21 protein-coding genes are annotated in these 18,838 nt (G+C 69.4%); 16 read left to right on the top strand and 5 right to left on the bottom strand.

The genetic code is table 11. The annotated features are described in order from the left end of the window. Positions 1-51 precede the first annotated feature (51 nt). Genes WKR98_RS02620 through WKR98_RS02605 form a run of 4 tightly spaced genes read left to right on the top strand, consistent with a single transcriptional unit; the run spans position 52 to position 3,615 of the window. Positions 52-1,038: a tripartite tricarboxylate transporter substrate binding protein gene (locus WKR98_RS02620; RefSeq protein WP_238160215.1), complete on the top strand. Its 987-nt coding sequence runs from the start codon at positions 52-54 to the stop codon at positions 1,036-1,038. 56 nt (positions 1,039-1,094) lie between these two features. Next, a complete protein-coding gene (locus WKR98_RS02615; protein ID WP_341431964.1) occupies positions 1,095-1,637 on the top strand; it encodes a cupin domain-containing protein in 543 nt (180 codons plus the stop codon). Next, positions 1,624-2,688 (top strand): NAD(P)-dependent oxidoreductase, encoded by a 1,065-nt coding sequence (locus tag WKR98_RS02610; protein WP_341431963.1) that lies wholly within the window; start codon positions 1,624-1,626, stop codon positions 2,686-2,688. The genes WKR98_RS02615 and WKR98_RS02610 overlap by 14 nt, the downstream gene beginning before the upstream one ends. A gap of 42 nt (positions 2,689-2,730) precedes the next feature. Then, on the top strand, positions 2,731-3,615 hold the full coding sequence (locus tag WKR98_RS02605; RefSeq protein WP_124691743.1) for a LysR family transcriptional regulator: 885 nt from the start codon (positions 2,731-2,733) through the stop codon (positions 3,613-3,615). 15 nt (positions 3,616-3,630) lie between these two features. Here WKR98_RS02605 and WKR98_RS02600 read toward each other — a convergent pair whose 3' ends face one another. Further along, entirely contained in the window at positions 3,631-4,557 is a 927-nt protein-coding gene (locus tag WKR98_RS02600) for a LysR family transcriptional regulator (protein ID WP_124691742.1), read from the bottom strand. 158 nt (positions 4,558-4,715) lie between these two features. Between WKR98_RS02600 and WKR98_RS02595 the strand changes: the two genes are divergently transcribed. From WKR98_RS02595 to cls, 7 genes are all read left to right on the top strand, one after another. Further along, a complete protein-coding gene (locus WKR98_RS02595; RefSeq protein WP_124691741.1) occupies positions 4,716-5,240 on the top strand; it encodes a cupin domain-containing protein in 525 nt (174 codons plus the stop codon). A gap of 33 nt (positions 5,241-5,273) precedes the next feature. Next, positions 5,274-6,302: a Bug family tripartite tricarboxylate transporter substrate binding protein gene (locus WKR98_RS02590; protein ID WP_341431962.1), complete on the top strand. Its 1,029-nt coding sequence runs from the start codon at positions 5,274-5,276 to the stop codon at positions 6,300-6,302. 73 nt (positions 6,303-6,375) lie between these two features. Then, the gene (locus tag WKR98_RS02585) at positions 6,376-7,302 is read left to right on the top strand and encodes a dioxygenase family protein (RefSeq protein WP_341431961.1); all 927 of its coding nucleotides are present in this window, start codon (positions 6,376-6,378) and stop codon (positions 7,300-7,302) included. Between the two features lie 25 nt (positions 7,303-7,327). Next, positions 7,328-8,317, top strand: coding sequence for a quinone oxidoreductase family protein (locus tag WKR98_RS02580; protein WP_341431960.1), 990 nt, complete (start codon positions 7,328-7,330; stop codon positions 8,315-8,317). Positions 8,318-8,358: 41 nt separating this feature from the next. Beyond that, the gene (locus WKR98_RS02575; RefSeq protein ID WP_124691737.1) at positions 8,359-9,345 is read left to right on the top strand and encodes a Bug family tripartite tricarboxylate transporter substrate binding protein; all 987 of its coding nucleotides are present in this window, start codon (positions 8,359-8,361) and stop codon (positions 9,343-9,345) included. Between the two features lie 118 nt (positions 9,346-9,463). Continuing rightward, positions 9,464-9,997, top strand: a complete 534-nt coding sequence (gene def, locus WKR98_RS02570) for a peptide deformylase (RefSeq protein WP_124691736.1) — start codon at positions 9,464-9,466, stop codon at positions 9,995-9,997. An 18-nt stretch (positions 9,998-10,015) separates the two neighbouring features. Further along, positions 10,016-11,452, top strand: coding sequence for a cardiolipin synthase (cls, locus tag WKR98_RS02565; RefSeq protein ID WP_124691735.1), 1,437 nt, complete (start codon positions 10,016-10,018; stop codon positions 11,450-11,452). Between the two features lie 16 nt (positions 11,453-11,468). Here cls and WKR98_RS02560 read toward each other — a convergent pair whose 3' ends face one another. Together WKR98_RS02560 and WKR98_RS02555 are read right to left on the bottom strand one after the other, a co-directional pair. Beyond that, the gene (locus tag WKR98_RS02560; RefSeq protein ID WP_124691734.1) at positions 11,469-11,891 is read right to left on the bottom strand and encodes a hypothetical protein; all 423 of its coding nucleotides are present in this window, start codon (positions 11,889-11,891) and stop codon (positions 11,469-11,471) included. Positions 11,892-11,929: 38 nt separating this feature from the next. After that, positions 11,930-13,069 (bottom strand): alpha-hydroxy acid oxidase, encoded by a 1,140-nt coding sequence (locus WKR98_RS02555; protein WP_124691733.1) that lies wholly within the window; start codon positions 13,067-13,069, stop codon positions 11,930-11,932. Between the two features lie 131 nt (positions 13,070-13,200). Here WKR98_RS02555 and WKR98_RS02550 point away from each other — a divergent pair, with 131 nt between their 5' ends. Beyond that, positions 13,201-13,485: a hypothetical protein gene (locus WKR98_RS02550; protein ID WP_341431959.1), complete on the top strand. Its 285-nt coding sequence runs from the start codon at positions 13,201-13,203 to the stop codon at positions 13,483-13,485. 7 nt (positions 13,486-13,492) lie between these two features. Here WKR98_RS02550 and WKR98_RS02545 read toward each other — a convergent pair whose 3' ends face one another. Both WKR98_RS02545 and WKR98_RS02540 read right to left on the bottom strand, forming a co-directional pair. After that, a complete protein-coding gene (locus WKR98_RS02545; RefSeq protein ID WP_341431958.1) occupies positions 13,493-13,726 on the bottom strand; it encodes a hypothetical protein in 234 nt (77 codons plus the stop codon). A gap of 62 nt (positions 13,727-13,788) precedes the next feature. Beyond that, on the bottom strand, positions 13,789-14,805 hold the full coding sequence (locus WKR98_RS02540) for an aldo/keto reductase (protein WP_341431957.1): 1,017 nt from the start codon (positions 14,803-14,805) through the stop codon (positions 13,789-13,791). Between the two features lie 159 nt (positions 14,806-14,964). Here WKR98_RS02540 and WKR98_RS02535 point away from each other — a divergent pair, with 159 nt between their 5' ends. From WKR98_RS02535 to WKR98_RS02520, 4 genes are read left to right on the top strand one after another with little or no spacing between them, the layout of a single operon-like run. After that, complete coding sequence (locus WKR98_RS02535) at positions 14,965-15,804, top strand: ABC transporter permease (protein WP_341431956.1); 840 nt, start codon at positions 14,965-14,967, stop codon at positions 15,802-15,804. A 46-nt stretch (positions 15,805-15,850) separates the two neighbouring features. After that, the gene (locus WKR98_RS02530) at positions 15,851-16,867 is read left to right on the top strand and encodes an ABC transporter substrate-binding protein (RefSeq protein ID WP_341431955.1); all 1,017 of its coding nucleotides are present in this window, start codon (positions 15,851-15,853) and stop codon (positions 16,865-16,867) included. 17 nt (positions 16,868-16,884) lie between these two features. Continuing rightward, the gene (locus WKR98_RS02525) at positions 16,885-17,682 is read left to right on the top strand and encodes an ABC transporter ATP-binding protein (RefSeq protein ID WP_341431954.1); all 798 of its coding nucleotides are present in this window, start codon (positions 16,885-16,887) and stop codon (positions 17,680-17,682) included. Positions 17,683-17,702: 20 nt separating this feature from the next. Then, a complete protein-coding gene (locus tag WKR98_RS02520; RefSeq protein WP_341431953.1) occupies positions 17,703-18,833 on the top strand; it encodes an LLM class flavin-dependent oxidoreductase in 1,131 nt (376 codons plus the stop codon). Positions 18,834-18,838: the final 5 nt, after the last annotated feature.

The following is an 18,838-nucleotide window of genomic DNA, read 5'->3' as shown; positions in this document are numbered from 1 at the left end:
CTCGGGGGCATGGAGCTCCGTGTTCCCCGGGGCCTTGCCGAGAGGTGAACGATGCCTGCGTTGCGATTCCGTCTGCTGCCCGTATTCACGTGGGCCATTGCTTCGATGGCCTGTACCGGATTTGCCGCCGCGGCGCAGACCTACCCTGCCCGCATGGTGAAGCTGGTGGTGCCGTTTCCCCCGGCGGGCAGCGGCGACGTTGCCGCCCGCCTGCTGGCCGAGCGGCTCGGTCCCGTCTGGGGCGTACCCATCGTGGTCGAGAACAAGCCCGGCGCCGCGGCGATGATAGGCGCCGATGCCGTGGCCAAGGCCGCGCCTGACGGCTATACCTTGCTGGTCGCGCCGAACAATCTGCAGACCATGAACCCGGCGATGTACAAGTCGATGCCGTTCGACGCCGAGAAAGCGTTCCGGTCGGTGGCGTTGATCGGGACCACGCCCTTCGCCCTGGTGGCCGGCCCCGGCATCGACGCCGGATCGGTTTCCGAACTCGTGGCGTTGGCGAAGTCCCGGCCGGGCGGGCTCTCTTATGCCTCGTCCGGCGTGGGCAGCGTCCAGCACCTGGCCGGCGAACTGTTCCGCTCGATGGCGGGCGTCCCCTTGACCCACATTCCCTACAAGGGCGGCGCGCCGGCCGTGGTCGGCTTGTTGTCCGGCCAGGTCGATCTCTATTTCGGCGCGGCCACGGCTGTCCTGCCCCAGGTCAAGGCCGGCAAGCTCAAGCCCCTGGCGGTCACGGGTTCCGCGCGCACCGCGCTGCTTCCCGGTGTGCCGACCATGGACGAGGCGGGTGTGAAGGGCTATGTCAGCGAGCCCTGGATCGGACTGCTTGCTCCGGCCGGCACGCCCGATGCCGTGGTGGCCCGGATCAACCGCGATCTGCGGACCGTGATGGCCGATCCCGATCTGGTAACCAAGCTGGCCGAACAGGGGATCGACGCCGCGCCCGGCACGCCCGAGGCGCTCGACCGGCGCATCGCGACCGAGCGCCGGCTTTGGTCCCGGGTCATCGCCGAAGCGCGCATCAGCGCCGATTGACCGCATCGCTTCTTTCATGCGGCGCATGGGCGCCGCCGCAAAACCGGAGATTCGCCATGACGGCAGCCGTCCAGCCCGGTGACACGGGCCCCAAGCATCTGCTCAATTCGATCCAGGACTACGTGGATGCGTTCCACGCGCTTTACCAGGAAGGGAAACCCTCGTTCTTCGAGGTCTCGGGACCGCTGCCGGCCACGGGCCGGACGGACACCGCGCTGGCCGCCACGCCCAATCTCACGGTGATCCTGAAGTGCTACGAGGCATGCGGCGAGAACACCCTGCACGCGCATACGACCGAGGACCACGTATTCATCGTATTGAAGGGCGAGGTCAATTTCTACGGGCCCGGCGGCGAGGTGCGGACCTTCGGGCCGCTGCACGGCGTGATGTTGCCGCGCGGCACCTTCTACCGCTTCCGCGCCTCGGAAGGCGAACCGCTGGTCATGCTGCGCATAGGCTGCTCGGCGCAGCAGGGCGGCGACATGTTTGCGCGCATAGGCGCGGATGGCAGACAGATGGACGGCAACTCCACGCAGAACGGCCACGTCGAACCGGTGCTGTCGGGGATGTACTTCGGGCCCGGGCATGATGGCCGTTGAACCGGCGCGGGCGCTGCCGGCTTCCCGCCGGCCCATGGTCTTCATCGTGCGCGATCATACGATGGAGGAACTGCTGGACAGGCTTGCGGCCCAGTTGCGCGGACGCGGGATCGAGGTGGCCCGCGGGCCGGCCAATACTCCCGGCGTGGTCGTGCCCACGCCGGCCGGCGTGGGCCTGGAGCATGCCGACATCGCGGTGTTCAGCTCCCGCTGGCAGTGCACCCGCCAGACCCTGGCGCAGGCCGTTCGCCTGAGGGCGGTGGTCAACGCCACCATAGGCCTGGAAACCGTGGACCTGCAGGCCGCCGCCGACCTGGGCATCATCGTCGGCCATGGCGGCGCGCCCGAACACATCACCAGCATGGCCGAGGCCTCGATCATGCTGATGCTGAACCTGCTGTACGGCCTGCGCCGGTCGGAGTCCTGGATGTCCGGCTGGCGGCCGCGGCCCTACGATGGCAAGGCCCATGCGAGCATGATGTGCGGCGCGACCATAGGCCTGGTCGGCCTGGGGCGTATCGGCCGTGCGGTGATGGAGCGCCTGCAGGCGTTCGGCGCCCGGATAGTGGCCTACAGCCCCCGCGCGGATCGCAGCCAGATTCCCGATGGCGTGCGGCTGACCGACCTGGACACCGTGATGCGCGAATCCGACCTGGTCGGTGTGTTCGTCGCGGTGCGTCCCGACAACCGGGGATTGATCGGCGCCCGCCAGATCGCGCTGATGAAGCCGACGGCCTACCTGGTGAACGTGGCGCGCGGCGATGCGCTGGACGAGGAGGCGCTGGCGCGGGCACTGCGGGCTGGAGAGATCGCGGGCGCGGCGCTGGACACCTTCGCGGTCGAACCCCTGCCGCAGGACAGTCCGTTGCGCGGCCTTCCCAACGTCATCCTGACGCCGCACGTGGTCGGCCATACGCGCCAAAGCATGGACTCCGTGCTGCGGGTCGCCGTCGACAACATCACGAGCGTGCTGCGCGGCGATCTGCCCACGGTGTGCAAAAATCCCGAGATCGAGCCCGCCTGGCGCGGGAGACTTGCCGCGCTTGCCTGAACCGGTACCGGTAGGCGTCCTCTGGAGGAGGGGTTTCCGGGCATGATCGAGCTACGGCATCTGCGGTATTTCGTCGTCGTCGCGGAAGAGTTGCATTTCAGCCGCGCCGCCGCGCGCCTGAACATGTCGCAGCCTCCGCTAAGCCAGCAGATCAAGATGCTGGAGGCCATGATCGGCGCGCGGCTGTTCGTGCGCACCAAGCGATCTGTCGTGCTGACGAACGCGGGCAGGGATTTGTACGAGCAGGTCGTGCCCTGGCTGCGCCGCCTGCCGGAGATTTCCGAGCAGGCCCGCCGCATCGGCGACGGCGAACAGGGCAATCTGGTCGTCGCGTGCAGCTTCACGACCTGCCGGGGAACGTTGCCGAAGATCATCCGGACGTTCACCGCCCGCTATCCCTCTATCTCCGTGCGATTGCAGGAAACGCCCAATGACGCCCAGATCGACGAGTTGATGCGCGGCCTGGTCGACGTGGCGGTGATGCGCCTGCCGGTTTCCCATGCCGAGCTCGAGGCCGCGCCGCTCTACGACGAAGCGCTGGTCGTGGCGCTGCCGCGGGGCCACGCGCTGGCGGGGCGGCACCGCCTCCGGCTGGGGGACCTGGAGGGGCAGACCTTCGTCAACGCGAGCCGGCGGCCGGTCGGGCTTTTCCAGTCGGTGACCGCGCTGTGCCGCAAGGCGGGGTTCGAGGCTCGGGTCCTGAACATATCGGCGAATGCGAATACGGCGGTGGGACTGGTCGGCGTGGGGATGGGGATCGCCCTGGTCCCCGAATCCATGCGCCATGTGGCGGCCCAGGACGTGGTGTTCCGGCCCCTGGCCGATTCGCCCCGGTCCACGGTCGCTGCCGTGCGCCGGCGCGATCATGCGTCGGCGGCGACTCAGCTGTTCATGGATATCGTCGCGGATGAACTGGCGGGCCGGTAAGGCCGGCGTACCCGCCTAGAACTCCAGCCGGGCGTGGGGCCAGTTCCCCGCGCGCACCTGGTCGGCGATGACCTGCTGCAGGGAGGCGATCAGCACCTCCGTGGCGCGCGAGGGCGGGCGGTCCGCCGCGCGGGCCAGGATGCGGCGCAGCCGCAACCCCTCGACCGGGATCGCGGCAAGCTGGCCCGCATCGATCTCGGACTTCACGACGGCGGCGAAGTGCACGGTCATGCCCAGGCCTTCGCGGACCAGCCGCGAGGCGACCGTGATGGTCTCCACCTCCACCACGCTTTCCAGCTCGACGCCCGCGTGCGCGGCGGCGGCTTCCAGTTCCAGGCGGACTCCCGACTTGGGGACGCCCGTCATCACCAGCGGCACGCCCGCCAGGCGCTGGAGCGGCAGGCTCTTGCCGCGCAGGCGCGCATCGTTGGCCGGTCCGATCAGACAGAGCGCCTCGGTCATCAGCGGCGTGGCATGCAGGTTGGCGAGCTGCATGGGACCGTTCAGGATCGCGACGTCCACCGAGCCCTGGCCCAGCATGTCGTGCAGCGATTGCGAGAACCCTTCGATGATGCGCAGCCGCACGTCCGGATAGCGGGCCCGCATGGCTTGGGTGAGCGGCGCCGCCAGCAGCAGGGCCAGCGCGGGCGACAGGCCGATCGCCACCGGTCCGCGCGGATCGCGCTGGCGCGCGATCAGGTCCTGTTTGACCTGTTCGGCGTAGCGCAGCAGGAAGGAGGCGCGTTCCAGCAGGAACAGCGCCTCGGCGGTGGGCGCCGCCCCGCGCGGATGGCGTTCGAACAATTGCACCCCCAGTTCGTCTTCCAGCAGCTTGATCTGGCGGCTGAGCGCCGGCTGCGCCACGTGCAGGATGCTGGATGCCCGGCCGTAGTGCTGCTGCGTGGCCAGCACCACGAAATACCGGAGTTGTCTCAGGTCCATGCGTGCTCTCCCGGGGTGTCGAGCTTCATATCATTTTGTTATCAGGATGGTCGAAAAATGGTAATGGACGCATGGGGAAGGTGTCCATAGAGTGCTTCCTACAGAACGAAATAGCTCTGTTTTCCTTCCACGAACATCGATCGCATAAAGGAATCGACATGGACATCACTCCGGAAGAAATGGAATCGACGCGGATCGCGCGCTGGGGCAAGGTCAAGCCGTACGGCGAAACCTTCATCGAAAGCCGGCTGCCCGGCATGACCAAGCGCCTCTACAAGCTGATCAACCGCGGCGTGCTCGAGAACAAGGGGGTGCAGCCGGCCATCCACGGCAGCCACCGGTTCGGCGTCACGCTGATCGAGGTGCCGGTGGGGCAGGGCGCCAGCCTGCACTCGCACAAGACCGAAGAGGTGTTCTTCCCCCTGAACGGCCGCATGATCGTGTATTGGGGCGACAAAGGCGAACACTCGGTGGAGCTGAACCAGTGGGACTGCATCTCCATGCCGGTGGGCGTGATGCGCGGTTTCCGCAACCCCAATGACCACGATCTGGTGATCTACTCTGTGGTGGGCGGCAACGACGAAGAGGTCGGCCGCATCGCCTGGCATCCCGACGTGCTGAAGGCGGCCGAGGGAACGGGACTCGAATACGACACCACGGGCTACCTGAAGACGTCGGCCTGACGCGGATCACGCTTCGAGGGCAAGGAGACAGCCATGCAGACCAGAATGCGCAATGAAGACCCGGGGCTTGCCGATCCCGGCCGACGCCGGGCCGTGGGCCTGATCGCGGCGGGCGGGGCGGCGCTGGGCGTGCCGCTGGCGGCCCGCGCGGCCGAGACGGAATGGGCGCCGCGCAGCGCCGTCCGCATCGTCGTGCCGTTCGCGCCGGGGGGGACCTCGGACATCGTCGCGCGCCTGGTGGCCCAGCATCTGTCGCAGTCGCTGGGCAAGCCGGTGGTGGTGGACAACCGCTCGGGCGCCAATGGCAACATCGGCATCGCCGCGGTCGCCAATGCCGCGCCCGACGGGAATACGCTGCTGTTCGTGTCCTCGGCCTTCCTGACCAACCCCGCCGTGGCGCCGGACAAGCCACCCTACGATCCGGTGCGGCAGTTCGCGCCGGTCTGTCTGGCCGTGACCTCGCCCGACGTGATCGTGGTCAACGCGTCCAGCAGCCTGCGCACCCTGGCCGACCTGATCGAAGCGGCCCGCCGGCAGCCCGGCGCGCTGAACTACTCCAGCCCGGGCAACGGCAACAGCGTGCACCTGGGCGGCGAGCTGCTCTGGCGGCGCGCGGGCGTCACGCTGACGCACGTGCCCTATCGGGGCGCCGCGCCGGCCGTGCAGGCGGCCCTGAGCGGCGAAGTGCAGTGCGCGCTGACCGCGCTGCCGGCCGCGCGCGGCCACCTGGCGGCGGGTACCCTGCGCGCGCTCGCGGTCGGCGGCGAGGCGCGCTGGCCGGACCTGCCCGCCGTGCCCACGGTGGCCGAGTCCGGTTATCCCGGCTATCGCTCCGAGACCATGCAGGCGCTGTTCGCGCCGGCCGGCACGCCTGCCGCCGCGGTGCGCCGGTTCGGCAGCGAAGTGCGCCGCATCCTGGCCCTGCCGGCCGTCCGCAAGCAGGCCGCCGACCAGGGCTTCGAGGTCGTCGCCAGTACGCCCGAGGCCCTGGCCGCCCGCGTGGCCGACGAGGCACCGCGCTGGGCCGAGGTGGCCGCGGCTGCCCATATCCGCGTCGACTGACAGCTTCCACGACGGTCGCCACCGCCGCGGCATGCCGCGGGCGGCCGCCCCCACTCGTTCACAGGTTTTCGCCATGACATCCGATCAGGCTCAGCTTTCCTCGTCCGCGCCAGCCGGCGAGCCCCGGTCCAAGACCATTCCCGCCACTCCGGCCGCGCTGCTGCAGGCCGTGCTGGAAGCCAACGCCGGCACGCGCGATCCGCGCCTGCGCACCGTGCTGGCGTCGCTGATCACGCACCTGCACGCCTTCGCCGCCGACGTGCAGCTGACCTACGGCGAACTGCAGCAGGGCCTGGACTTCGGCGTGCGTGTCGGCCAGGCCACTCACGACAAGCGCCATGAGGGCATCCTGCTGGCCGACATCCTGGGGCTCGCGACCCTGGTCCTGCTGATGGACGCCAAGGCCGTGCTGGCGGCGGGCGGCACCGAGCCGGCCCTGATCGGTCCGTTCTGGCGCGCCAGCCAGCCCGTGCGGCCCAACGGCAGCCGCATCGCCAGCGCGGATACCAGCGGCGTTCCGCTGCACGTGCGGGGCCGGGTCGTGTCGCTGGACGGACGTCCGCTGGCCGGCGCGCGGATCGAGACCTGGCAGGCGGCTCCCAGCGGGCTGTACGAGAACCAGGACCCCGACCAGGAGGACATGAACCTGCGTGCGGTGTTCGAGACCGACGCTGATGGGCACTTCTGGTTCGACAGCGTGAAGCCCTCGGGCTATGGCGTGCCCATAGACGGCCCGTGCGGCGACCTGCTGGCCCTGCAGGGGCGCGGCCACATGCGGCCGGCCCACCTGCATTTCATCGCGGCGGCGCCGGGCCACAAGGTGCTGACCACGCAGATCTTCGACGCCCTGGACCCCTATGCCTACGAGGACGCCGCTTTCGGCGCGGTGGGGTCGCTGCTGAGGGATTTCATGCCCGACGGCGCCGGCGGCTACCGGCTGGACGTGGAACTCAAGCTCGAACCGGGCGAGACGCACATGCCGGTCCCGCCGCTGCGCTAAGGCCCACATCATGGAGAACGCAATCATGCAGATCGAAACCCGAGCCCTGCGCCTGCTGGCGCGCGGCGATGCGCCCGAGTCGCTGTCGCTGGACATCGCCCGCGGCGCCCTGTCGGCGCCGCCTCCCGGCCACGCCATCGTGGAAGTCCGGGCGGCGGCCATCAACCCCAGCGACGTGAAGGCGGCCATGGGCATGATGCCCTACGCCGTCTGGCCCCGCACGCCCGGCCGCGACTACGCGGGCAGGGTGGTGGCCGGGCCGGGCGAGTGGCTGGGCGTGGAGGTCTGGGGCACCGGAGGCGACCTGGGCATCACCCGCGACGGCACCCACGCCAGCCACCTGGTGCTGCCGGTGGCGGCGCTGGTGCGCAAGCCCGACGCCATCCCCATGGCCTCGGCGGCCACCGCCGGCGTGCCCTTCGTCACCGCCCACGAGGGATGGCGGCGGGCGGGGCTGCGCGGACCGGGACAGACGGTGCTGGTGCTGGGCGCCCACGGCAAGGTCGGCCAGGCCGCGATACAGCTGGCCTCGCGCCTGGGCGCATCGGTGATAGGCGTGGAACGCCATGCCGGCCGCTACGAAGGCCACGCGTCCGGCCCTGTCGAGCTGCTGGACGGCACCCGGCCCGACCTGGCCGCGCGCATCCTGGCGCTTACCGACGGGCAGGGGGTGGACATCGCCTACAACACCGTCGGGTCGCCGTACTTCGCCGCGACGCTCGAGGCGCTGCGCACAGGCGGCAGCCAGATCCTGATCTCGTCGCCGGAACGCGTGGTGCCCTTCGACATCATGGCTTTCTACCGGCGCAACCTGCAGATGCTGGGCGTGGACAGCCTGAAGCTCGACGCCAGCCGCAGCGCCGGCGTCCTGCGCGAACTGCTGCCGGATTTCGAGTCGGGGGCGCTGCGCGCCTTCCCGGTCGAAGACGCTTGCGTGCTGCCGCTGGAGCGCGCGGTCGAGGCCTATCGCCGGACGCTGGACGGTTCGCCCCAGCGCCTGGTGCTGGCGGCCTGAACCGACGCATGATTTTCAACAGATACGAGAGGAGACAAGACATGAACCCCCAACGCCGAGACTTGTTCAAATGGGCGGCCCTGGCCGGCGCCGCCACCGTGCTGCCGGGCCGCGTGCTGGCCGAGGCCGCCTATCCGGCCCGGCCGGTGCGGCTGGTCATCCCGTTCACCGCCGGTTCCACCACCGACGTCATCGGGCGCCTGCTGTCCGACCGCTTGCAGCAATCGCTGGGCCAGCCCGTCATCGTCGACAACCGGCCCGGGGCGGGCGGCACCATAGGCGCCACGCAGGTGGCCGCGGCGCAGCCCGACGGCTACACCGCGCTCATCCACTCCGCCGGCCACGTGGCCAACGCCGCGCTGTATCCGGGCCTGAAATACGACACCATCAAGGACTTCATCCCGGTGACCATGCTGGCGTCCATGCCCAACGTCATCGTGGTGGCGCCCGACAAGGGCTTCCGGTCGCTGCGCGACCTGGTCGACAAGGCGCGCGCCGCGCCGGGCAAGTTCATGTACGGGTCCTCGGGCAACGGCAGCGCCTCGCACATCGCCGGCGAGAAATTCCGCATCGCCACCGGCATCACCGTCACCCACGTGCCCTACAAGGGCACGCCGCAGGCCCTGACGGACGTCATGAGCGGGCTGCTCGACTGGTTCGTCGCGCCGCTGGCCGTGGCGGTGCCGTTCATCCGCGACAAGCGCCTGGCCCCGCTGGCCATAGGTGCGCCGCGCCGCTCGCCCGTGCTGCCCGACGTGCCCACGACGACCGAGGCCGGTTTCGCCGATGCCGACCACCGCTTCTGGGTGGGGCTGTTCCTGCCCGCGCGCACGCCCGGGCCCGTGGTCGCGCGGCTGCACGACGATACGGTCAGGTCGCTGGGGGCCGACGACGTACGCGGCCGGATCGAGGCCCTGGGCGCCGAGCCCGCTCCCATGGCGCAGGCGCAGTTCGCGGGTTTCGTCCAGGACGAGGCGGTCGCCACCACGCAATTGATCCGGCAGGCCGGCATCAAGGCCGACGCCTGAGTGCCCGCCCGCCGCCGTGGCAGGCCGGCGGCGGGCGTCGCGGCAGTGCCGATCTGGCACAATCTGGATAGGCGTCACCCGGGCAAGGGGCCCGGCAAGGCCGTTCCAGGGCAGTTCCATGATCCGCGAAATACTCAAGATGGGCGACGAACGCCTGCTGCGTGTCGCCCAGCCGGTTCAGGAGACCGGCACTCCGGCGCTCGACGCGCTGATCCAGGACATGTTCGATACGATGGAGGCCGCCGGCGGCGTGGGGCTGGCGGCGCCGCAGATCGGCGTCGACCTGCAGGTGGTGATCTTCGGCTTCGACAGCAGCGAGCGCTATCCCGATGCGCCCGCCGTGCCGCGCACCATCCTCATCAATCCCGTCATCACCCCCCTGTCCGACGAAAGGGAAGAGGGATGGGAGGGCTGTCTTTCGGTGCCGGGGCTGCGCGGCGCGGTGCCGCGCCACGTCGCCATCCGCTATACCGGCGTCGACCCCGCCGGCGTCCCTATCGATCGCGTGGCCGACGGCTTTCACGCACGCGTGGTCCAGCATGAATGCGACCACCTGATCGGACGCCTGTACCCGTCGCGCATCGAGGATTTCTCGAAGTTCGGCTTCACCGAAGTGTTGTTCCCCGGTCTCGACCCGAACCGCGACGACTGATACCGGGAGGTCGCCAACATGGCGGAAAGTCTGCTGTCGATCGGTCTGGAGGTCGCCACCCTTCACGTGCTGGGCGTCATCGCCGCGTGCCATGCGATCATGAACACCCGCACCTCGCAGGGCGCGGTGGCCTGGGCCGTGGCGCTGGTTTCCGTCCCTTACCTGACGCTGATTCCCTATCTGTTCCTGGGCCGCAGCCGCTTCGCCGGCTACGTGGACGAACACCGCTTCAACAGCGCGCGGGCCCGCGCGCGCACCGAGGCCGACGTCAACCAGTCGCAACTGACCGTGGCCGCGCGCCGCGACGCCGCGACGGAGCCGGCGCTGCGGCGCTTCCTGGCGCTGGACCGATTGATGGGGCGCCGCTTCCTGGTCGGCAACCAGGTCGGCCTGCTGGAGAACGGCCAGCAGACCTTCGATGCGATCTTCGAGGCCATCGACCGGGCGCGGCGCTACGTCCTGGTGCAGTTCTTCATCGTGCGCGACGATCCGCTGGGGCGCGAGCTGCACCGGCGCCTGCTTGAACGCGCCGCCGCCGGCGTCAAGGTCCATTTCCTGTACGACGGCATCGGCAGCCACGCGCTGGCGCGCCGCTACGTCGAGTCGCTGCGTGCGGGCGGGGTGCAGATCCACGCGTTCTCGGTGCGCCGTGTCAGCAACCGCTTCCAGCTGAATTTCCGCAACCACCGCAAGATCGTCGTGGTCGACGGGCAGGTGGCCTTCGTCGGCGGCCACAACGTGGGCGAGGACTACCTGGGCGGCAATGCGCGGCTGTCGCCGTGGCGGGACACCCACATCCGCCTGGCCGGACCCATCGTGGCGCAGATCCAGCGCACGTTCAGCGAAGACTGGTACTGGGTCACGCAGACCCTGCCCGAACTGGCCATGCCCGAGGAAGCGCCCGGCGACATGACCTGCCTGACCATCGCCAGCGGTCCGGCCGACCACCAGGAAACCGGCTCGCTGTTCATGGCCCAGGCCATCCAGGCGGCGCGGCGGCGCATCTGGCTGACCTCGCCTTACTTCGTGCCCGATTCGGCCGTGCAGTCGGCGCTGCGGCTGGCGGTGCTGCGCGGCGTGGACGTGCGGGTACTGCTGCCGTGCCGGCCCGATCACTTCATGGTCTATCAGGCGTCGCTGTTCCACACCTACGAGGCGGTGCGCGCCGGTGTGCGGATCTACCGCTACCAGCCGGGGTTCCTGCACCAGAAGGTCATGCTGATCGACGACGACACGGTGGCGGTGGGCAGCGCCAACCTGGACAACCGCTCATTCCGGCTCAACTTCGAACTGAGCGTGCTGACCGTCAGCCCTGCTTTCGCGGCCCAGGCGCAAGCCATGCTGCTGGCCGATTTCGCGCAGGCCAAGGAGGTGGGGCAGGGCGAATGGGATGCCGTGCCCCTGCTGCCGCGCGTCGTCATGCATGTGGCGCGGCTGTTCGCGCCGGTGCTCTGAGGCCGGGGCGCCGCGACTAGCGCTTGTCGAACAGTTCGGCGCAGCGCGAGAAGCTGAACCCGGCGCCCGACGATTCGCGCGTGGTCTGGATGGCGGTGATGCTGCCATTGGCGCTGGCGTTGATCTGCAGTTCGCAGAACAGCTCTTCGGTACGGGCCGGCGAAACCATCACGCGGTCGGTCTTCTTGGAATCCTTGTCGCGCGGCACGTCGCGGTACTGCGCGGCGTACTGGATGCTTTTCTCGCCGCCCCGCCAGTTGTAGACCGAGCTGCCGTCGTTGAGTTTGTACGAGCGCTGCGGCGGACCGTATTGGGAAAAGAATGCGTCGGTGGACTGGCCTATCCAGCGCGCCCGTATGGCCGAATTGGTTTCCTCGGTGGTGGCGCAGCCGGACACCAGGAGCAGGGCGGCCGCCAGGCCGGGCAACAGGACCTTCATGGGATTCTCCAGGACGGGTGGGTGGGGTAGGGGTCTCGTCAGGGGCGGATCAGGATGTTGGGGCCGATCTCGTCTATGGTGCGCGTGCCGGTCAGGGCCATGCTGACGTCCAGTTCGCGCTGGATGATACCAAGCGCGGCATCGACGCCCGGACGCCCCATGGCGCCCAGTCCGTACAGGAAGGCGCGGCCTATCATCGCCCCGCGCGCGCCCAGGGCCAGGGCCTTGAGCACGTCCTGCCCGCTGCGCACGCCGCCGTCGAACAGGACCTCGGTGCGGTCGCCGACCGCCTCGACGATCGCCGGCAGCGCGGCGATGGACGACAGCGCGCCGTCGAGCTGGCGGCCGCCGTGGTTGCTGACCACGATGGCATCCGCGCCGCACGAGGCGGCGATGCGCGCATCCTCGGGGTCCAGGATGCCTTTCATGATGAGCTTGCCGCCCCATTGCTGCTTGATCCACTCCACGTCCTTCCAGGACAGGGTGGGGTCGAACTGGCGGGCGGTCCAGCGGGCCAGGCTGTTGATGCCGTTGGCGTCCTTGACGTGGCCGGCCAGATTGCCGAAGGTCTTGCGCCGGGCGCCCAGCATGCGCAGCGCCCAGGCGGGCTTGCTGGCCAGGTCCAGCAGGTTGGCCAGCGTGGGGCGCAGCGGCACGGTCATGCCGTTCTTCAGGTCCTTGTGGCGCTGGCCGAGTATCTGCAGGTCCAGGGTCAGCACCAGGGCCGAGCACCGGGCCGCCTTGGCGCGCTGGATCAGGTCGGCGATGAACTCGCGGTCGCGCATCACGTAGAGCTGGAACCAGAAGGGCTGCGTGGTGGCGGCGGCCACGTCCTCGATCGAGCAGATGCTCATCGTGGACAGCGTGAACGGAATGCCGAACTGTTCGGCGGCCTGCGCGCCCAGGATTTCCCCGTCGGCCCATTGCATGCCCGCGAGCCCGGTCGGGGCGATAGCCACCGGCATGCTGACCTCCTGGCCGAGCAGGGTGCTGCGGGTGGAGCGGTTGTCGACGTTGACCGCGACGCGCTGGCGCAGCTTGATGGCAGCCAGGTCGTCGGCATTGGCTCGGTAGGTGCACTCGGTGTAGGAACCGCTGTCGGCATAGTCGTAGAAGGCGCGCGGGACGCGCTTTCGGGCGAGCTGACGCAGGTCTTCGATGCAGGTGATGACGGGCATGGGGAAATCCGGGTGTTCGAGAGGCGCGGCGCGCGGCCGCATGGACGCTATTTTGCTACAGATGAGCAAGGCGGCCCATCATGGCGGGCACGAATGCTGCTGCCCGGACGCCATCCAAGCAGGAGCCGACCATGAAAACCCCTCCCGATCCCAATGCCGGCGCGCCGCGCCCGAAACATGTCTCGTCCGAGGACGCGCCGCGTCCGGACATGGATCATCCGCCTGGTCCCGAAGGGGCGACGACGGAATTCGACCAGGGGACGGCACAAGCCAGCACGGAGGCCAGGACCGGGACGCTACCCGGGTCCGACGATTTCACCCCGGCACAACGCGGCCAGCAGGGGGCCGACGTGGAGGTGCGCAGCGACGGCGCGGCGGACAACGAGCGGCGCGGCGGGAAAGACGAGGAAGACTGACGAGGCTTCAGGCCAGGTCGGGATCGCGACCCCGACGCGACGGCGGCTTGCCCGGTGCGGACGGGACCTCCCCCGGCATCTTCCGGCCGACGTCGGCGGGTTCCGAGCCGGTCTGCGGCTCGACCGGCTCGCGCGGGCGTCCTTCTCCTTCGGAACCGACGCCGAGCCAGTTGGGATCGGTCGGCCGTTCGCGTATGACAGTGGGGGGCTTGGCGGGCGTGTGGGACGAGCGGTCTTTCATGGGAGGTCTCCTGAAAGCACGTCCCGCAGCAAGCGGCGTGCCGCGCACCGCCGCCGGATCGGCTAGCGGCGGAACAGCCGCAGCACATCGGGCGATGCCGTCTGGCCCGGCGTGGGCGCGACGTTCCGATCCAGCTGTACCTGCTGCGGCAGGTATGGCGCTTCCAGCCGTTCCAGTTCCTGGGCGTCGAGCGCGATGTCCAGCGCCGCCACGGCATCGTCCAGGTGGCCCGCGCGCGTGGCGCCGACGATGGGCGCGGTCACCGCCGGATTGTGCAGCAGCCAGGCCAGCGCGATCTGCGCCGGCTTGACGCCGCGCTCGGCGGCGACCTGGATGACGCGGTCCACCACCTGTTCGTCCTCGGGCCGCGCGAAGTCGCGCACCACGCGCGACCGTTCGGTGTCGTGCCTGCGGCTGCCCGCCAGCAGGCCGCGCGCCAGCGGACTGTAGGGCAGCACCGCCACGTTCTGGTGCAGGCACAGCGGCAAGGTCTCGCGCTCTTCTTCCCGATACAGCAGGTTGTACTTGTTCTGCATGGTCGAGAACCGCGTCAATCCGTCGCGCCCGGCCAGTTGCTGCAAGGTCGCGAACTGCCAGGCGTGCATGCTGCTGGCGCCGATGTAGAGCGCCTTGCCTGCGCGCACCACGTCGTCCAGCGCCAGCATCACTTCCTCCAGCGGCGTGTGGGGATCGAGCCGGTGGATCTGGTAGAGGTCGACGTAGTCCGTGCCCAGGCGCCGCAGGCTGTCGTCGATGGCGTGGCGGATGCGCTTGCGCGACAGGCCGTGGCTGATGCCTTCGCCCTTGGCCAGGCCCACCTTGGTGGCGATGACGACCTGGTCGCGGCCCGTGCCGTAGCGCTTGATGGCGCGGCCCAGGATTTCCTCGCTCAGGCCGCTGGAATAGGACTCGGCGGTGTCGAACAGGTTGAGGCCGTGCTCGAACGCCGCGCGGTAGTGGGGCTGGGCGTCGTCCTCGGACAGGGCCCAGGGCATCCAGTCCCTGGAGCCGTAGCTGGAGGCGCCGAATGCCAGCCGCGATACGCGCAGGCCGGTGGTTCCCAGATCGATGTAGCGCATGAATGATCCCACGGGCGAAGAGTGCCGAAACCGGCAATCTAGCAACCGGGGTGGCGCGGGGGAAATGCGATTTACGGCATTGCATATGCGGACAAATTCCTTCGGCGCCGGCCGGCGGCGGCATAGAGTGGCCCTCCGATGTCCCGCCGCCGTGCCGCCATGTCCAGCCTTCCAACGCATCTTCATGCCGTACCCGCCCCTTCCCTGGCGGCCCGCGAACCCCGGCCGCGCAAACGCGTGCCCGCCGCGCTGCTGATCGTGGCCGGACAGGTCCTGCTGCTGGCTGCCGTCCTGTTCTCCATCCAGTTCCTGGTGGACAGCGGCGCGGTCAAGCCCATCTACCTGGCATCGCCCACGCAGGTCCTGGAAGCCTTTCCCCGCCTGGTGACGCAGGACGGCCTGCTGCGCCACCTGCTGGTGACCTTGTCCGAGGCGCTGCTGGGCGTGGCCATCGCGTTCGTGGCCGGCGTCTCGACCGGGGTGGTGATGGGCCTGCTGCCGGCGGTCCACCGTTTCCTGAATCCGTTCCTGGTCGCGTTGATGGCCGTCCCCAAGGTCGCGATCATTCCGCTGCTTACGCTGTACCTGGGCATCGGCTATGCGCACAAGGTTTTCATCGTTTTCCTGTTCGGCTATTTCATTTTCGTGTTCAACACGATCGCGGGTATCCGCCAGGTGCAGGAGAACCATCTGAAGGTAGCGCAGGTGCTGGGTGCGACGCCCGCGCAGCGCATCTTCAAGGTGGTCCTGCCGTCGGCCATCCCCTCGATCATGGCGGCGGTGCGCGTGGAGGCGGTGATGTGCGTGGTGGCCGCGCTGCTGGCCGAGATCGTCGCGTCCAAGGCCGGCATCGGCAATCTGCTGAACCGGGCCACCGGCGTCTACGACACCGCCGCCGTCTTCGCGCTGATGGCCACCATCACCGTGTTCGCGCTGCTCATCATCTTCGCGGTCGAGCAACTGGAGAAACGGGTGCTGCTCCGTTGGAAGCATGCGTGATCGCCGCGCAGTCATTTTCCTGTTTCGATTTCCTGTGGATTCCATCATGAACAAGAACCGACGCGACACGCTGTCGCGCCTTGCCGCCCTGGCGGCTCTTTCCGCCTCCGTTCCCGGCCTGTCGTCCGCGCAGGGCGCCGCGACGAAGAAGCTCAAGCTGGTTGCCACCAACAGCTATACCCAGCAGCCCATCGCCTTCGGCGTCCAGAAGGGCTTCTTCCGCGAAGAAGGCCTGGACGTGGAGTTCGTGGACGTACAGGATGCCGTGACCGGTGTCGCCACCGGCGAGCTGTCGTTCGCGTTCGGGCCGACCAGCGTCTACCTGCGCGCCGCCGCCCTGGGAGCGCCGATCAAGATCGTGTCGTCGGGCTTTCGCAGCAAGGGACCGTACTTCCTGATCGCGCGTCCGGGCATCCAGGACATTGCCGGCCTGAAGGGCAAGACCGTGGGCAACGCCCACGCGGGTTCGAACCTGGATACGGTGCTGCGCACGATACTGGTTCGCAACGGTCTCGATCCGCGCCGCGACGTGACGCTGTTCGGCAATGGCTCGACCCAGCAGGCCTACGGCACGCTGATTTCCGGCCAGGTCGATGCGACCATCATCCACCAGCCCTTCGCGGCGCTGGGCGAACTGGAGAAGACCAGCCGCACGCTGGCCCGGGGCTGGGACTACCTGCCCACCTATCACACCGGCGTGCTGATCGCGGGCGACCGCTTGATCGCGAACGATCCCGACCTGCTGCGCCGCGGACTGCGGGCCTATTTCAAGTCCTACACCTACGCCAAGGCGAACTACCCGGAGTACCTGCCGTGGCTGCAGGCGCGGCTCAAGCTCAATCCGCGCGCCGTCGAACTGGCGCTACGGCAGGAAGACGACGTCTGGGACAACAACCCCGACGTCGATCCGGTCGCCATCCAGGATACGCAGCGCATCGAGATCGAGCAGCAGAACCAGAAGGCGCCATATGACGCGAAGAAGTACATCGACCTGCGCTTCGTTCCCCGGGAATACATCAAGCCGTTCCAGTATCCCGATAAATCGGCGGCCCTGAAAGGCTGATCGCAAGGAGTCGCCCCGTGTCCATCTTCTCGATCCGCAAGCTGAACCAGGTCTATGGCGGCACCCGGCCCGTGCATGCCCTGGCCGATATCGACCTCGAGATAGACGAGGGGGAGTTCGTCGTGCTGTTGGGTCCCAGCGGGTGCGGCAAGAGCACCCTGCTGGAGATCCTGGCCGGCCTCCAGCGTCCCACCACCGGGCAGGCCCTGTTCGACGGCCGGCCCATTGCCGGGCCGTTTCCCTCGGTGGGCGTGGTGTTCCAGGACGCCTCGCTGATGCCGTGGCGCACGGTGGCGCGCAACGTCCAGCTGGGCCTGGAGATCCGGGGGCGCGACAAGGCGCTGCGGCGCCGGACCGCCGATGCCTACCTGGAGCTGGTGGGCCTGGCCGGCTTCGGCGACAAATATCCGCACCAGCTGTCGGGCGGCATGCGCCAGCGGGCCGGCATCGCCCGCGCGCTGGCCAACGAGCCCAGCGTGCTGCTGATGGACGAGCCCTTCGGCGCGGTGGATCACATCACCCGCATCAGGCTGCAGGAGGACCTGGTGCGCATCTGGCAGGCGCACCGGCGCACCGTGGTGTTCGTCACGCACGACGTGGGCGAGGCCGTGTTCCTGGCCGACCGCATCGTGTTGCTGTCGCCTCGGCCCGGTCGGATCCACGACACCTTCCGCGTGGCCGTCCCGCGACCGCGCCGGCGCGGCGACCTGGCGCTGCTGAAGCTGGAGGCGTCGATCTACGACGCCCTGCATGCGATGGACGCGGGCGCTTCGCCGGCCCGCGTCCCCCTGCGCGCGCTGGCCACGGCGCGCTGACTTTCACCCTCGGTACCCTCATGTCCTCCACATCTGCACCCCTTTCGCGCGCCGGCGGCCTGCTGCTGGCCTACCTGCATCGCGGCGCCGAGCCCTCGAGCGAGACGGCGTTCGCCGGGTCGCTGCTGAGCAGCCTCGCGCGGGAAATCGAGCGCGCCGGCTTCGATCTGCTGGTGCTCGACGACGAGCCCCGGGTGGCAGGCGCCGCACCGCGCGTGCGCATCGATCCGTTCACCGCCGCCTCCTTCGTCGCGACGCGCACCCGTCATCTGGGCCTGGCCGTGACGGCCGACGCCGCCTACTACGAACCGTTCAACCTGGCCCGCCTGACGGCTTCGCTGGACCACATTACCCACGGACGCGCCGCGCTCAACCTGGTGCACGACCCGGCGCGCGCGGCGGCGGTCAATTTCGGCGTGCGCGATCGCGCCGCGCCGGCGGATCCCGCGCGGCATGCCCGGGAGTTCCTGCACGTGGTGCGCGCGCTGTGGGACAGCTGGGAGGACGATGCCTTCCTGCGCGACAAGGCCAGCGGCCGCTTCGTGGACGGCGACAAGGTCCATGCCATCGCGCACCGGGGCGAGCATTTCCAGGTCCAGGGGCCGCTGAACGTCGCGCGGCCGCCGCAGGGCCAGTTGCCGTTGGTCCATGTCGAACGCTCGCCTGCGTCGCGCCCGTGGGCCGCGGCAGAGGCCGATGTCGTGGTGGTGGCCGCCGGGGACGAGGGCGGTGTGCGCGAGGCGGCCCAGTCGCTGCGCGCGCTGGCCGTGCGCGAGGGGCGCGCGGCGAACCCGCCGCTGGCGCTCGCGCCCATCGTGCCCTGGGTGGCCGATACGCCCGACGAAGCGCAACGGCTGCGCGCCCGCGTGTCCGCTCGTCCCGACGCCGTCGCGGTGATCGGCACGCCGGACGAAATCGCCGCCACCTTGCAGGCCTGGGTGGTACACGGCGTGGTGGACGGTTTCGCGGTGCTGCCCGCGCCCGAGGCCGGCCAGTGGCCCCGCTTCGCGGAACAGGTGGTGCCGGCGCTGGTCCGGCGCGGCGCGATCGGGCCTGCGGCCGCGGCCGCCGCGTTCACGCTGCGCGGGCGGCTGGGCCTGGCTCGTCCCGCCAATCGCCATGCTTCCCTTCCGCAACCCGTCAACGGATGACCGCC

This window comes from Pigmentiphaga sp. YJ18 (genome assembly GCF_038066655.1).
Lineage (GTDB): Bacteria > Pseudomonadota > Gammaproteobacteria > Burkholderiales > Burkholderiaceae_B > Pigmentiphaga.
Note: the sequence above shows the minus strand (reverse complement) of the source record. Positions and strands in the feature narration are given on the sequence as shown.

Bases quoted from the DNA above. Each gene is read 5' to 3' on its own strand.
- WKR98_RS02530 (WP_341431955.1), top strand. From the start codon at position 15,851: ATGAACAAGAACCGACGCGACACGCTGTCGCGCCTTGCCGCCCTGGCG.
- WKR98_RS02555 (WP_124691733.1), bottom strand. From the start codon at position 13,069: ATGCCCGTCATCACCTGCATCGAAGACCTGCGTCAGCTCGCCCGAAAG.
- WKR98_RS02550 (WP_341431959.1), top strand. From the start codon at position 13,201: ATGAAAACCCCTCCCGATCCCAATGCCGGCGCGCCGCGCCCGAAACAT.
- WKR98_RS02545 (WP_341431958.1), bottom strand. From the start codon at position 13,726: ATGAAAGACCGCTCGTCCCACACGCCCGCCAAGCCCCCCACTGTCATA.
- cls (WP_124691735.1), top strand. From the start codon at position 10,016: ATGGCGGAAAGTCTGCTGTCGATCGGTCTGGAGGTCGCCACCCTTCAC.
- WKR98_RS02540 (WP_341431957.1), bottom strand. From the start codon at position 14,805: ATGCGCTACATCGATCTGGGAACCACCGGCCTGCGCGTATCGCGGCTG.
- WKR98_RS02615 (WP_341431964.1), top strand. From the start codon at position 1,095: ATGACGGCAGCCGTCCAGCCCGGTGACACGGGCCCCAAGCATCTGCTC.
- WKR98_RS02580 (WP_341431960.1), top strand. From the start codon at position 7,328: ATGCAGATCGAAACCCGAGCCCTGCGCCTGCTGGCGCGCGGCGATGCG.
- WKR98_RS02610 (WP_341431963.1), top strand. From the start codon at position 1,624: ATGATGGCCGTTGAACCGGCGCGGGCGCTGCCGGCTTCCCGCCGGCCC.
- WKR98_RS02585 (WP_341431961.1), top strand. From the start codon at position 6,376: ATGACATCCGATCAGGCTCAGCTTTCCTCGTCCGCGCCAGCCGGCGAG.
- WKR98_RS02620 (WP_238160215.1), top strand. From the start codon at position 52: ATGCCTGCGTTGCGATTCCGTCTGCTGCCCGTATTCACGTGGGCCATT.
- WKR98_RS02590 (WP_341431962.1), top strand. From the start codon at position 5,274: ATGCAGACCAGAATGCGCAATGAAGACCCGGGGCTTGCCGATCCCGGC.
- WKR98_RS02605 (WP_124691743.1), top strand. From the start codon at position 2,731: ATGATCGAGCTACGGCATCTGCGGTATTTCGTCGTCGTCGCGGAAGAG.
- WKR98_RS02520 (WP_341431953.1), top strand. From the start codon at position 17,703: ATGTCCTCCACATCTGCACCCCTTTCGCGCGCCGGCGGCCTGCTGCTG.
- WKR98_RS02535 (WP_341431956.1), top strand. From the start codon at position 14,965: ATGTCCAGCCTTCCAACGCATCTTCATGCCGTACCCGCCCCTTCCCTG.
- WKR98_RS02560 (WP_124691734.1), bottom strand. From the start codon at position 11,891: ATGAAGGTCCTGTTGCCCGGCCTGGCGGCCGCCCTGCTCCTGGTGTCC.
- WKR98_RS02595 (WP_124691741.1), top strand. From the start codon at position 4,716: ATGGACATCACTCCGGAAGAAATGGAATCGACGCGGATCGCGCGCTGG.
- def (WP_124691736.1), top strand. From the start codon at position 9,464: ATGATCCGCGAAATACTCAAGATGGGCGACGAACGCCTGCTGCGTGTC.
- WKR98_RS02600 (WP_124691742.1), bottom strand. From the start codon at position 4,557: ATGGACCTGAGACAACTCCGGTATTTCGTGGTGCTGGCCACGCAGCAG.
- WKR98_RS02575 (WP_124691737.1), top strand. From the start codon at position 8,359: ATGAACCCCCAACGCCGAGACTTGTTCAAATGGGCGGCCCTGGCCGGC.